Source organism: Mesorhizobium humile (genome assembly GCF_033977215.1).
Lineage (GTDB): Bacteria > Pseudomonadota > Alphaproteobacteria > Rhizobiales > Rhizobiaceae > Mesorhizobium > Mesorhizobium humile.
Window position 1 is genome coordinate 22,566 of record NZ_JAVIIV010000029.1, and the last position, 12,804, is coordinate 35,369.

Genomic DNA, 12,804 nt, shown 5'->3' on the forward strand with positions numbered 1-12,804 from the left:
GGCGACGCTCTAACATGTTTTTGTGACGCATGATCGTCACGGAATCGATCCGTGCGCGGAGCCATGCGCTTAACCGGCTCAACTTATCCTCTGCCAGCCTTTTGCGACAGTTTGATTTCATCGATCTTGCAAACTGGCCTGTTATGCTCCAGATGCAGACGGGTCACACCCACTGGCCGAACCCAATTGGAGACGACGATGGCAGGCGGTAGCATTCCCCATTTCCAGAACGACGCGGGCCATCCGGTCATCGAGATCGGCGTCAGGGAATTCATGTGCACCGGCGCCAACCCGCCTTTCGACCATCCGCATGTGTTCCTCGACATGGGCGACGACAATGAAAAGGTCTGCCCCTACTGCTCGACGCTCTACCGCTATTCGCCGGCGCTGAAGGCGACGGAAACGCAGCCGGCCGGCTGCCTCTATGTCGACCAGGCCGCCTGACCCTTTTTCCTCGATCATGGCTGAAACACGGTCCCAGCAAATCGTCATCGCCGGGGCTGGCATCGCCGGATTGACGGCGGCGCTCGCTTTTGCCGAGCGCGGTTTCCCGGTAAAGCTGTTCGAGCAGGCAAAGCAGCTCGAAGCCGCCGGCGCCGGGCTCCAGCTTTCCCCCAACGCGACCCGCATCCTGCGCCAGCTCGGCGTGCTCGATCGCCTGCTGGCCGACGCGATCCGGCCTGAAGCGGTGGTGCTGAAGGACGCGAGAAGCCTGCGCGAGCTGGCCCGCGTGCCGCTTGGACAAGCCGGAGAAAAACGCTGGCGCGCGCCCTATCTGGTGGCGCATCGCGCCGACCTGCAGGCAGCGCTGATGGCGGCAGTGGCGGACCGGCCCGATATCGAGCTTGCCATCGGCGCGCGCGTGACCGACATCGCGGCCGACGCGCCGGGTATCAGCGTGACAGTCGAGACGGATGGCAAATCTGCACAGGTCGCTGGCAGCCTGCTGGTCGGAGCCGACGGCGTCTGGTCCACGGTTCGCGCACAGCTTGCCGGCGGGGAATCCGGTTTCGCGAAAAGCCGCTTCTCGGGCCGACTGGCATGGCGCGCCACAGTGGCGACCGAAAGCCCCGCAGGGCAGGCTTTTGCCGAGATCGGCGCGGCGGGATGCGTCACCACCTTCCTGCATCCCGGCTTCCATATGGTCGCCTATCCGGTGAGTAAGGGCAGCGCCATCAATCTCGCCGCCTTCACCAAGGGCGAGCGGATCGCGGAAGGCTGGTCAGGCCATGCCGACCCGGCCATCCTCTCCAGTGCCATGCGCGGCACCGCGGCGAAGCTCGCAAGGCTCGTCGCGCTGGCGGGGCCATGGACGGCGTTTCCGATGCACACGGTCCGGCAACAGCGCTGGGCGGTCCCGCAAGGCATCGCGCTGATCGGCGACGCCGCGCATGCCATGACGCCGTTCGCGGCGCAGGGCGCGGCGATGGGGATCGAGGATGCCGCGATGCTGGCCAATCTGGTCGCCGATTTTCCGGACGATCCGAAGCAGAGCCTGACTATCTGGGAGAATCTGAGACGGCCGCGCGTCGAAAAGGTGCTGAAGCGCGGCACGCTCAATCGCCTGGCCTGGCATGCCAGGGGACCGGTGGCGATTGCCCGCAACCTGGTGCTGGCGACGCGGCCGGCGGAGAAACTCGCGGCCGATCTGGACTGGCTGTATGGCTGGGAGGAGCGGAAGGTTGTGAGGCGGTAGTGGATGCCTAACGGGCGAAAAGTTGGATAGGCTGGCGGGACAGCGCCCCCCTCTGTCCTGCCGGACATCTCCCCCGCAAGGGGGGGAGATTGGCAGCTCACGCGCCTCGTTCATCCTGCGACGTTGGCGATTGGCGAAAGCCGCAGCTACAGCTGATCTCCCCCTTGCGGGGGAGATGGCCGGCAGGCCAGAGGGGGGTGTGACGGAACTCGGCGCTCGCTTGGACGAGTGCTAATTGTACATCCTCAGCGACCACCCCAACGACATCGGCAGCGGGTTCCACCATCCCGTGCGAAGGCCTGCAATACGCAGTCCTGCTGCCGTCCAGGTGTTGCAGCCGACCAGAGCGTTGAAATGGCCGTTGGCTTCGTAGAAACGGTCATAGGTTGAATAGCCCGCATTCTCGATCACCACTGGTCCCTCAGGCCCTTGCTGGAAACTCGCGGCGATGTAGTCGAGCAACGTCGAAAAGTGCTGCTCGTCGATGTCGAAACCTGCAACATCCGGGTGTGGTTCCTTGATCGCGCCGGCAAGATCGACATGCATCACCGAAGCGTCGAGCGTCAGCGCCTTCAACACCGGCCCGGCCTTCAGTTGCGACCAGGTCGGCGTCTCCAGATAGAACGCGCGACCGCCCCAGCCGAAGACGATGTAGCGCTCCTCCGGCGCGCCCATCGGCAGACCGGCATCGGCCAGGAAGGCAAAGCGCCGGCGCACGCCATCGTCGAGGGGCACGGCGATGTCGGTGTGGATCGGGTTCTTCAGCACCAATATGTGGCGCGTCCCCTCGCCGCCGGCGGCGGCTGGCCAGAGCGGGCGCGGCACCAGCGTGCCGAGCGCGGCGGCAAGCACCACCGCACCCACCAGCATCGCCAAGTATCGCAGGATTCTTCCCATCGGGCGCGGCGGTTCTGTCCGGGACGTCGTCATACTCGGGCTTGACCCGAGTATCCATGCCGTGACCTCTGCCGAGGGGTGCAGCGGTGCGGAATTCTGAAACGTGGCAACGCCTCGGTGTCACGGCATGGATTCTAGGGTCTGCGCCGCGTCGCTCGCTCCTTGCTCCGCCCTAGAATGACGAAGCAGAGGCCCGCTCAGTGCAGGATCTGCGACAGGAACAGTTTCGTACGCTCATGGCGCGGATGGTCGAAGAACTCGGCCGGCGTGTTCTGCTCGACGATCTGGCCCTGATCCATGAAGATCACGCGATTGGCGACCTTGCGGGCAAAGCCCATCTCGTGGGTGACGCAGAGCATGGTCATGCCCTCTTCCGCCAGCCCCACCATCGTCTCCAGCACTTCCTTGATCATCTCCGGATCGAGCGCCGAGGTCGGCTCGTCGAAGAGCATGATGCGCGGGTTCATGCACAGCGAGCGCGCGATCGCCACGCGCTGCTGCTGACCGCCGGAGAGCTGGCCCGGATATTTGTTGGCCTGTTCCGGAATCTTGACGCGCTTGAGGAAATGCATGGCGATCTCCTCGGCCTGCTTCTTCGGCATCTTGCGCACCCAGATCGGCGCCAGCGTGCAGTTCTCCAGGATGGTCAGATGCGGGAACAGGTTGAAGTGCTGGAACACCATGCCGACCTCGCGGCGCACCTCGTCGATCTTCTTCAGATCGTTGGTGAGCTCCTTGCCGTCGACGATGATCTTGCCCTTCTGATGCTCTTCCAGCCGGTTGATACAGCGGATCATGGTCGATTTGCCCGATCCCGAAGGTCCGCAAATGACGATGCGCTCGCCGCGCATCACCTTGAGGTTGATGTCCTTCAGCACGTGGAATTCGCCATACCATTTGTGCATGCCAACGATATCGATGGCGACATCGGTGGTCGAGACATGCATCTTTCCGGCATTGACCTTGAGGTCTTCCGCGCTGACGGCGTTTTCGGTGGCCATGGCCAATTCCCCTTTTTATCTTTTGTAGCCGGTGTCGAGCCGGCGTTCGGTGTACATTGAATAGCGCGACATGCCGAAGCACAACAGCCAGAAAACGAAGGCGGCAAAGATCAGGCCCGACTTCGGGGTCTGTGGCGTCGCCCAATTGGGGTCGGCGAAGTTCTGCTTGACCACGCCGAGCAGGTCGAACATCGAGATGATCAGAACCAGGCTCGTGTCCTTGAGCATGCCGATGAAGGTGTTGACGATGCCGGGGATGACCAGTTTCAGGGCCTGCGGCAGCACGATCAGGCCCATCTTCTGCCAGTAGCCGAGGCCGAGCGAGTCGGCGCCTTCATACTGGCCCTTCGGGATCGCCTGCAGGCCGCCGCGGATCACTTCCGCCATGTAGGCGGCGGCAAACAGCGACACGCCGATCAGGGCCCTCAGGTATTTGTCGAAGCTGACGCCTTCCGGCAGGAACAGAGGCAGCATGACGCTGGCGAAGAACAGCACCGTGATCAGCGGAATGCCGCGCACCGTCTCGATGAAGACGATACAAAGCCATTTGATGATCGGCATCTTCGAACGCCGGCCGAGCGCCAGCAAGATGCCCATCGGCAGCGACACGGCAATGCCGACGAAGGACAGGCTGAGCGTGACCAGCAGCCCGCCCCAGCGCGGGGTCTCGACATGCGGCAGGCCGAACACGCCGCCGACCAGCAGGAAGAAGGCGACGACCGGCAGCGCCACGAAGAGCAGAAGCGCGTTCAACCCCTTGCGCGGAACGCGGGGGATCAGCATCGGCACCAGCAGCGCCACGAACAGGATGGCGACCAGAATCGGCCGCCAGCGCTCCTCGATCGGATAGGTGCCAAACATGAACTGGCCGAACTTGGCGTTGACGAAAGCCCAGCAGGCGCCGGTCCAACCGTCGGGCTGGATGCCGCCTTGCGAAGCGGTCGTGCATACCGTGCGGTCCGGCCCGGTCCACTGGGCATTGAGGAAGGCCCAGTTGATGACCTGCGGCAGGATCCACAGCACGATGGCGATACCGAGGATTGTGAGGACGGTGTCGCCGACCGAACCGATCAGGTTCTTGCGCACCCAGGCATAGGCGCCGCGTTCGGTAGGCGGTGCCGGCTGGGCAAGCGCCATCTCGGTGCGCACCCAGGACATGTCGTGTTCCTGCATGGCCCTACCTCTCCACCAGCGCCATTCTGGCGTTGACGATATTCATGACAAAGGACGTCACGAGGCTCAGCACCAGATAGGCGATCATCATGATGAACACGCCCTCCACCGCCTGGCCCGTCTGGTTGAGCACCGTGCCGGCAGTCGCGGTAAGGTCCGGATAGCCGATGGCGATCGCCAGCGAGGAGTTCTTGGTCAGGTTGAGATACTGGCTGGTGAGCGGCGGGATGACGATGCGCATCGCCTGCGGAATGACCACCAGCCGCAAGATCGGACCGGAGCGGAGGCCGAGCGCACCCGCCGCTTCGCTCTGCCCCTTGCTGACCCCCCTGATACCGGCGCGCACGATCTCGGCGATGAAGGCCGCCGTGTAGAAGGAGAGTGCCAGCAAGAGCGACAGGAATTCCGGCTTGACCCAGAAGCCACCGGTCAGGTTGAAGGTCGACTGCTTCGGAAAATCGAAGGTGAGCGGCATGCCGCCGAGCAGGAAGGCCAGCACCGGCAGGCCGACGACAAGCGCGAGCGACGTCCAGAAGACCGGGAACTGCTGGCCGGTCGCCTTCTGTCGCTGTCGCGCCCTGTGGGCGACGAACCAGGCCATTGCAATGGCCAGCAGCAATGCGACACCCATCAGCCAGGAGCCGTCCCCCCAAACGGCGCGCGGAAAATAGAAACCGCGCTGGTTGAGGAAGGAGCCGAAAGGCAGGTGGATGCTCTCGCGCGGCGGCGGCAGCACGGCGAGCACGCCTGAATACCAGAAGAAGATGACCAGCAGCGGCGGGATGTTGCGGAAGATCTCGACATAGACCGTGCAGATCTTGCGGATCAGCCAGTTCTGCGACAAGCGGCCAATGCCGATGGTGAAGCCCACGATCGTGGCAAGCACGATGCCGGCGACGGCAACGATGATCGTGTTGAGCAAACCGACGACCAGCGCGCGGAAATAGGTCGAGTCGGACGTGTAAGCGATCGGCGTGTCGGAGATGTCGAAGCCGGCCCTGCTCCTGAGGAAACCGAAGCCTGAAGCGATGTGCAGGCGCTGGAGGTTCTCGATGACGTTGTGGACGATCCACCAGATCGAGCCGAACAGCAGGATCACGACCAGCGTCTGAAAGAACAGGCTGCGTATTCTCGGGTCATTGATGAAGGAGCCGCGGCTCGGCTCCTCGCGAAGGATTTCCTGCGAAGCCATGGACCGTCCCCTGGAAAGAGAAACCGGGAGGCAGACAACCTGCCTCCCGGATCACGTTTCAATCAGCGGATCGGCGGACCGTATTGCAGGCCGCCCTTGGTCCACAGCGCGTTGATGCCCCGCGCGATCTTGAGCGGGCTGCCCGATCCGACATTGCGCTCGAACATTTCGCCGTAGTTGCCGACAGCCTTGACGATGTTGACGACAAAGTCGTTGGAAAGGCCGAGATCGGCGCCGTACTTGCCGTCGGGCTCAGTGCCGAGGAGGCGCTGGATGTTCGGGTCGGTCGACGTCTTCATCTCGTCGACATTGGCCTGCGTGATGCCGGCTTCCTCGGCGTTGAGCAGCGCGAAATACGTCCACCGCGCAATATGCGCCCACTGGTCGTCGCCCTGGCGCACGGCCGGGCCGAGCGGCTCCTTGGAGATGATCTCGGGCAGCACGACATGGTCGGCCGGCGAAGACAGCGTTAGACGGATGCCATAGAGACCGGACTGGTCGGTGGTGTAGGCATCGCAGCGGCCGGCGTCATAGGCGGCGTTGACCTCTTCCAGCTTCTCGAACACGACGGGGTTGTACTCCATCTTGTTCTTCTTGAAGTAGTCGGCGAGGTTGAGCTCTGTGGTAGTGCCGCTCTGCACGCAGACGGCGGCGCCCGAAAGCTGCAGCGCGGAGTTCACGCCGGGCAGCTTCTTGGCGTTGATCATGAAGCCCTGGCCGTCATAGTAGGTGATGCCGACAAAATCGAGGCCGAGCGCGCTGTCGCGGTTGCTGGTCCAGGTGGTGTTGCGCGACAGGATGTCGATCTCGCCCGACTGCAGGGCGGTGAACCGCTCCTTGGCGCTGAGCGGCGTGAACTTGACCTTGGTGGCGTCGCCGAAGACGGCGGCCGCAACGGCGCGACAGAAATCCGCGTCGATGCCTTTCCAGTCACCCTTGTCGTCCGGCGCCGAAAAGCCGGCGAGACCGGTCGAGACGCCGCACTGGAGAAAGCCCTTCTGCTTCACGGTATCGAGCGTGCCGGCCGAAGCGGCGGACGCCATGAACCCGAGCGCGGCGGCGCCAAGAATGCCGATTGCAATGTGTTTCATGACCCACAGACCCTTTTCTGTTACAGGCGCCCCTAATCGCCAGGCGACGCTTGATCTTTTTTCGTTTGTGAATGCAGCTCCCACTTCAAGGCCCACTCCCGGACCCGCATCGGTTGCCGATGCGCTGCCTCCCATTCACGAAGCGCATCGAAGGCGATTATTCCTGTGAGGTCAAGGGAAATGACCGATTCCAGAGAGGTTTGAAAAGCAATTGCCGCAAATGCCCAAATTGCGGACAAGAGCACATGAAACCGGCAGGCCATGCGAACAAATCAGCCAAGCCGCGCCGTCGCGAATGCATGACCCAGCGGCAGAATCCGCTGCGGCAATAGCGATGCTTTACTGGGCCTGCGCGGCTTTGGATTGGCCTAGCGGAAGACCGGCTTTGGCGGACTCGGCGCGGTTGCGCGGGCTTTGCCGTCGCTTTATGGCTGGGTCTCCTGACATCATTCGACAGGCGACGAACCATGGTTAAAGACGGCATCGAAATGGGCATCAACACGAGGCTTGCCCATTCCGGCAACAATCCGCGCGACTATTTCGGCTTCGTCAACCCGCCGGTCGTGCACGCCTCGACCGTGCTCTATCCCGACGCCGCCTCGATGGCCGGGCGCAGCCAGAAATACACTTACGGCACGCGCGGCACGCCGACGATGGATGCGCTGGCGCTCGCGGTCGATGCGCTGGAGGGTTCGGCCGGCACGATCGCGGTGCCTTCCGGACTGGCGGCGGTGACGATACCGTTGCTCACCTTCCTTGCCGCGGGCGATCACCTGTTGATCGTCGACAGCGTCTACCACCCGACGCGCCACTTCGCCGATACGATGCTGAAGCGGCTCGGCGTCGAGGTCGAGTATTACGAGCCGCGCATCGGCGCCGGCGTCGCTTTGCTGATCAAGCCCAACACCAAGGTGGTGTTCACCGAATCGCCGGGATCGAACACCTATGAGGTGCAGGACATCCCGGCAATCGCGCAGGCGGCACATGCGGCGAACGCCATCGTGATGATGGACAACACCTGGGCGACGCCGCTCTATTTCAAGCCGCTCGACCATGGTGTCGACATCTCGATACATGCGGCGACGAAATATCCAGCCGGCCATTCCGACGTGCTGCTGGGCACGGTGTCGGCCAACGAGGCCTATTGGAAGCAGCTCTACGAAGGCTTCTGCACGCTCGGCTGCTGTTCCGGTCCCGACGACGTCTACCAGGTGCTGCGCGGCTTGCGCACGATGGGGGTGCGGCTCGAGCATCACCGCAAGAGCGCGCTCGACATCGCGCGCTGGCTGGAGGAGCAGCCAGGCGTCGCGCAGGTGCTGCATCCGGCGCTGGAAAGCCATCCCGACCATGCGCTCTGGAAGCGCGATTTCTGCGGCTCCAGCGGTGTCTTCTCGATCGCGCTGAATGGCGGCGGACAGAAGGCCCAGCACGCCTTCCTCGACGCGCTCAAGATCTTTGGCCTTGGCTATTCCTGGGGCGGCTATGAGAGCCTCGCCGTTCCGGTCTTCCTCGGCGACCGCACGCTTGCCAAGGGTTCGTATGCAGGCCCCCTGATCCGCCTGCAGATCGGGCTTGAGGATGTCGAAGACCTCAAGGCCGACATTCTGCGTGGACTCACGGCGGCCGCCGCCGAGTGACTGGCCGACCGGCGGAGGAATCCACCACGGCAGACAGGCCTCTGTCGAAGCGCTAACATAACCCGCGCAACCAACTTGGGAACCTTTTGTCGGCAGGCGCATCCAATCGCGGATTGCAACAGCTGTCGGGAGATCGGGCGCGATGAAAAAGCCCGCTATCGAAACCGCCGAGATCGGCGCGGCCGAAGCCGGCGACATGGCATTGATGCGCCGGGCGCTTGCGCGCGATCCGAATGCGTTCCGTGCCATCATCAAGACGCACAACCAGCGGCTCTATCGCATCGCGCGCGGCGTGGTGCGCAACGACACCGAGGCCGAGGACATCGTGCAGGAGGCCTATATGCGCGCCTTCGCCAATCTCGGCGCCTTCCGCGGCGAGGCTTCGCTTTCCACCTGGCTGTCGCGCATCGTCATCAACGAGGCGCTCGGCCGGCTGCGCAAGCGCAAGCGCGTCGTGGCGATGCCCGAGAACCCGGAGGCTGAGATCATTCGGTTTCCCCTGAGCGACTGGAATACAGGTGACGATCCGGAGCGGACGATGGCGCAGCGGCAGATTCTGGCACTTGTCGAACGGGCGACCGACAGCCTTCCAGACGTCTATCGCACGGTTTTCGTCGCCCGTGTCATCGAGGGCCTCAGCATCGAGGAAACCGCCGACCTTCTGGGCGTGCGGGCCGAGACGGTGAAGACGAGACTGCACCGGGCGCGGGCGCTGGTGCGAAGGGCGCTGGACGACGAGATCGGCCCGGTGCTGCTCGACGCCTTCCCCTTCGCCGGCCGGCGCTGCGAGCGGCTGACCCAGGCGGTGATGAAAAGGCTTGGTTTCGAGGGCTAACTTTTCCCGGGAACGTTTCGCCGCTTCGGGCATCCAATCAGCGTCAACCTCAGATGAAGCCCGAAGCCAATGCGCCGGGCGAAGGAGATGCCATGTTTATGCGACAGACCGCCGCCCTCGCCGCCCTTTTCTTCGTGAGCACCGCGCCGCTGGCGCTAGCCGCCGACAAGCCCACCGACCCGCAGATCGCCCACATCGCCTACACGGCCGACACGATCGACATCGAGGCGGCCAAGCTGGCGATCAAGAAATCCAAGAACAAGGAGGTCGTCGACTTCGCCAAGGACATGGAGCGCGATCATGAGGCGGTGAACAAACAGGCGCTCGACCTGGTGAAGAAGCTGAAGGTCACGCCCGAGGACAACGACACCAGCAAGGCGCTGGCCAAGGCCGCCAAGGAGGAGCGCGCCAAGCTGGCGAAGCTCGAGGGCGCAGCCTTCGACAAGGCCTATATCGAGAACGAAGTGGCCTATCACAAGCAGGTCAATGGGGCGCTCGAAACGCTGCTCATCCCTTCAGCCAGCAATGCCGAGCTGAAGAGCCTGCTGGAGACCGGGCTCAATATCTTCCAAGGGCATGAGCAGCATGCCGAACATGTCGCCGGCATGCTGAAATGAGGCCGCTGCTTCTTGCGCCGGCCCTGGCGCTGGCGCTCGGCGCATCGCCGGCGTTCCCGGCGACCATCGAGGTGACCATCGACAAACTGGTCTTCTCGCCCGCAAACATTCAGGCCAAGGTCGGCGATACGATCGTGTGGACGAACAAGGACATTCTCGCCCACACCGCCACGGTCAAAGGCGGCTGGGATGTGATGATCCCGGCAAAGTCGAAGGGCCAGGTCACGCTGAAGGCAGCGGGAGCGATCGACTATTTCTGCCGCTTCCATCCGAACATGAAGGGCCATATCGGGGTGGCCCCTTGATCGGTCGGTTCCCTTGACCAGCCATCCCGGAGGGCGAGGCGCGCAGCGCCTCGCTTGACCTTGCAGCAATCATCCACATGCGGGTTGCCGCACGCCGGACACACGCTCCTCCCCGGAACCAAGACATTCGGCAATTGCCGAACCGAATCCGCAAACCGTCGCAAAGGCTTGGCGCGATTGAGAAAGCGGAGGCCGCTGGCGGCATGTCCTGCGCAGCGTGCGGCGCAATAATATTCTCTCAAGCTGCGAATATACGGATTGGTTTGGCTTCCAAATCCGTGGTTTCAGCGGCATTGCGAGCAGCGCAATTCCACCCCATTCGATCCAGGGCCTGCCATGGCGTTCCGCCTCTTTGTTCCGATCCTAGCCGGCGCCACGCTGCGCGAACGGCTGATCGCCTGCATCGGCGCCGTGATCGGCATCGCGCTGACCGGTGTGATCAGCGGGCTGGCGATGGGCAAAGGCGCGGATGTCGCGATGCTGGTGGCGCCGATGGGCGCTTCGGCGGTGCTGCTCTTTGCCGTTCCCTCGAGCCCGCTGGCGCAGCCCTGGTCGATCATCGGCGGCAACACGATCTCGGCGCTGGTCGGCGTGACGGTGGCACATTTCGTGCACGACACGGTGATCGCCTCCGGCCTTGCGGTGGCGCTGGCGATCGCCGCCATGTCGTTCACGCGTTCACTGCATCCGCCGGGCGGCGCAGCAGCGCTTACCGGCGTGCTCGGCGGACCGGCCGTTGCCGCCGCAGGCTTCCTGTTTCCCTTCTTACCCGTGGCGCTGAACTCGACCATCCTGGTTGCGCTCGGCTTCCTTTTCCACAAGCTGTCGCGGCGCAAATATCCCCATGTGCACGTGCCTACCGCCAGCGGCCACGGCACCGCGGACCGGCCTCCGGCCGAGCGTGTCGGCTTCCGGCCCGAGGATGTCGATGCGGCACTCTCCGCGCTCGACGAGACCTTCGATATCGACCGCGACGACCTGGAGCGCCTGCTGCGCCAGGTCGAGCTGCAGGCGATGGTGCGTTCGCAGCGCACGTTGCTTTGCAAAGACATCATGTCCCGCGATGTGATCTCCGTGGCGGAAACGGCCTCCGCCGATGACGCGCGAAAACAACTGATCGACCACAACATCCGCACCTTGCCGGTGGTCGACACGGACGGCAGGCTCACCGGCGCGGTCGGCCTGCGCGAGCTGACAAGAGCCACCGACACGGTGAAAGGGGTGATGTCGAAGGCCGGCACCGCCGCACCCGACACGCCGGCGATGAGCCTGCTGCCTGTTCTGACCGACGGCCGCAGCCATGCCGTGGTGATCGTCGATAGCGACCGGCATATACTCGGGCTGATCACCCAGACCGACATGCTGGCTGCGGCAGCACGCGCACAGGCGCCGGCGCACCTCAAAGCGGTGGCATAGAGCTGGGCCGATCACTCGGCATGTCCCCGCTCGCCGTTCGATCGAGCCGCCGCGCCTGTCGTCTTGCCTCGGCCGGCCGGGTAATATGCGTCCATGTGCCGTCATAGGTCGGCTTGCGTCGCTCCACCCAGGCATTCAGGCCTTCGCGCAGATCGGCCGTGGGAGCCATGCGCGCGAACTGCTCGGCCTCGACCAGCAGGCCTTCGGCGATGCTCTGATTGAGGCCGCGTGCGACAGCGGCAAGGATGCTCGCTACCGCCGTCTGCGAGTGGCTGACGATACGCTGCGCGAGATCGAGCGCGGCCGGTGTCAGCTGACCGTGCGGCACCACCTGGTTGACGAGGCCTAGCTCCAATGCCCGCGCGGGCGAGAACGCATCCCCGGTAAGCAGCAGTTCAAGCGCGCGCTTGCGGCCGGCCAGCCTCGGCAGGCGCTGCGTGCCACCAAAGGTCGGCGGCATGGCGAGTTTTATCTCGGGCTTGGCGAACAAGGCTCGGTCGCTGGCTATGGCGAGTGGCACGGCCTCGATGATCTCGCAGCCGCCGCCGAAAGCCAGGCCGTTGACGGCGGCAATGACCGGCTTGCGGAATGCTTCCAGCCGCGCCGTCAGGCGCTGGCCGCGCGTCACGAAATCGCGCAGCGCGACATCGGCGCCTTCGGCCACGCTCAATGAGAATTCGTGGATATCAGCGCCAGCGGAGAAGGCGTGCTCCCCTGCCCCGGTAAGGATGACGGCGCGCACGCCATCGTCCGTTTCGATCTGATCGAGACGCGAAAGCAGCCGGTCGATCAGCGCGTAATTCAGCGCGTTCAGCTTGTCGGGGCGGTTGAGAGTGAGGATGGCGACACGGTCGCGCGTCTCGCTCAGCACAAGTTCGGTCATGACTTTTCCTTTCCGGCAGTTCGGCGGGATAAGGAGCAGGCTTTCGATTGCTTGTATATTC

13 protein-coding genes are annotated in these 12,804 nt (G+C 63.8%); 7 read left to right on the top strand and 6 right to left on the bottom strand.

Going from position 1 to position 12,804, the window contains the following annotated elements:
* Positions 1-198 precede the first annotated feature (198 nt).
* Together RFM52_RS29420 and RFM52_RS29425 are read left to right on the top strand one after the other, a co-directional pair.
* On the top strand, positions 199-444 hold the full coding sequence (locus RFM52_RS29420) for a zinc-finger domain-containing protein (protein WP_320298320.1): 246 nt from the start codon (positions 199-201) through the stop codon (positions 442-444).
* Positions 445-460: 16 nt separating this feature from the next.
* Entirely contained in the window at positions 461-1,696 is a 1,236-nt protein-coding gene (locus RFM52_RS29425; RefSeq protein WP_320298321.1) for an FAD-dependent monooxygenase, read from the top strand.
* A gap of 231 nt (positions 1,697-1,927) precedes the next feature.
* Here the strand turns inward: RFM52_RS29425 and RFM52_RS29430 are convergent, their stop codons facing one another.
* The 5 genes from RFM52_RS29430 to RFM52_RS29450 form a co-directional block, all read right to left on the bottom strand.
* A complete protein-coding gene (locus RFM52_RS29430) occupies positions 1,928-2,593 on the bottom strand; it encodes a TIGR02117 family protein (protein ID WP_320298322.1) in 666 nt (221 codons plus the stop codon).
* A 197-nt stretch (positions 2,594-2,790) separates the two neighbouring features.
* The gene (locus RFM52_RS29435; protein ID WP_052457670.1) at positions 2,791-3,594 is read right to left on the bottom strand and encodes an amino acid ABC transporter ATP-binding protein; all 804 of its coding nucleotides are present in this window, start codon (positions 3,592-3,594) and stop codon (positions 2,791-2,793) included.
* Between the two features lie 15 nt (positions 3,595-3,609).
* A complete protein-coding gene (locus RFM52_RS29440) occupies positions 3,610-4,767 on the bottom strand; it encodes an amino acid ABC transporter permease (RefSeq protein WP_320298323.1) in 1,158 nt (385 codons plus the stop codon).
* Between the two features lie 4 nt (positions 4,768-4,771).
* Positions 4,772-5,959: an amino acid ABC transporter permease gene (locus tag RFM52_RS29445; protein WP_320298324.1), complete on the bottom strand. Its 1,188-nt coding sequence runs from the start codon at positions 5,957-5,959 to the stop codon at positions 4,772-4,774.
* A 62-nt stretch (positions 5,960-6,021) separates the two neighbouring features.
* Positions 6,022-7,050, bottom strand: coding sequence for an amino acid ABC transporter substrate-binding protein (locus RFM52_RS29450; RefSeq protein ID WP_320298325.1), 1,029 nt, complete (start codon positions 7,048-7,050; stop codon positions 6,022-6,024).
* Positions 7,051-7,517: 467 nt separating this feature from the next.
* Here RFM52_RS29450 and RFM52_RS29455 point away from each other — a divergent pair, with 467 nt between their 5' ends.
* The 5 genes from RFM52_RS29455 to RFM52_RS29475 all read left to right on the top strand — a co-directional run bounded on the left by RFM52_RS29455 (position 7,518) and on the right by RFM52_RS29475 (position 11,860).
* Positions 7,518-8,687 (top strand): cystathionine beta-lyase, encoded by a 1,170-nt coding sequence (locus RFM52_RS29455; RefSeq protein WP_320298326.1) that lies wholly within the window; start codon positions 7,518-7,520, stop codon positions 8,685-8,687.
* 142 nt (positions 8,688-8,829) lie between these two features.
* Positions 8,830-9,522 (top strand): RNA polymerase sigma factor, encoded by a 693-nt coding sequence (locus tag RFM52_RS29460; RefSeq protein ID WP_320298327.1) that lies wholly within the window; start codon positions 8,830-8,832, stop codon positions 9,520-9,522.
* 92 nt (positions 9,523-9,614) lie between these two features.
* Positions 9,615-10,139 (top strand): DUF4142 domain-containing protein, encoded by a 525-nt coding sequence (locus RFM52_RS29465; protein ID WP_320298328.1) that lies wholly within the window; start codon positions 9,615-9,617, stop codon positions 10,137-10,139.
* Positions 10,136-10,444: a cupredoxin domain-containing protein gene (locus RFM52_RS29470; RefSeq protein ID WP_320298329.1), complete on the top strand. Its 309-nt coding sequence runs from the start codon at positions 10,136-10,138 to the stop codon at positions 10,442-10,444. Before RFM52_RS29465 ends, RFM52_RS29470 begins: the two co-directional genes overlap by 4 nt.
* Positions 10,445-10,780: 336 nt before the next feature.
* A complete protein-coding gene (locus tag RFM52_RS29475) occupies positions 10,781-11,860 on the top strand; it encodes an HPP family protein (protein WP_320298330.1) in 1,080 nt (359 codons plus the stop codon).
* On the opposite strand, the gene RFM52_RS29480 is transcribed toward RFM52_RS29475, so the two are convergent.
* Entirely contained in the window at positions 11,844-12,743 is a 900-nt protein-coding gene (locus tag RFM52_RS29480; protein WP_320298331.1) for a crotonase/enoyl-CoA hydratase family protein, read from the bottom strand. The two genes, RFM52_RS29475 and RFM52_RS29480, sit on opposite strands and share 17 nt — an antisense overlap.
* Between the last annotated feature and the right edge of the window lie 61 nt (positions 12,744-12,804).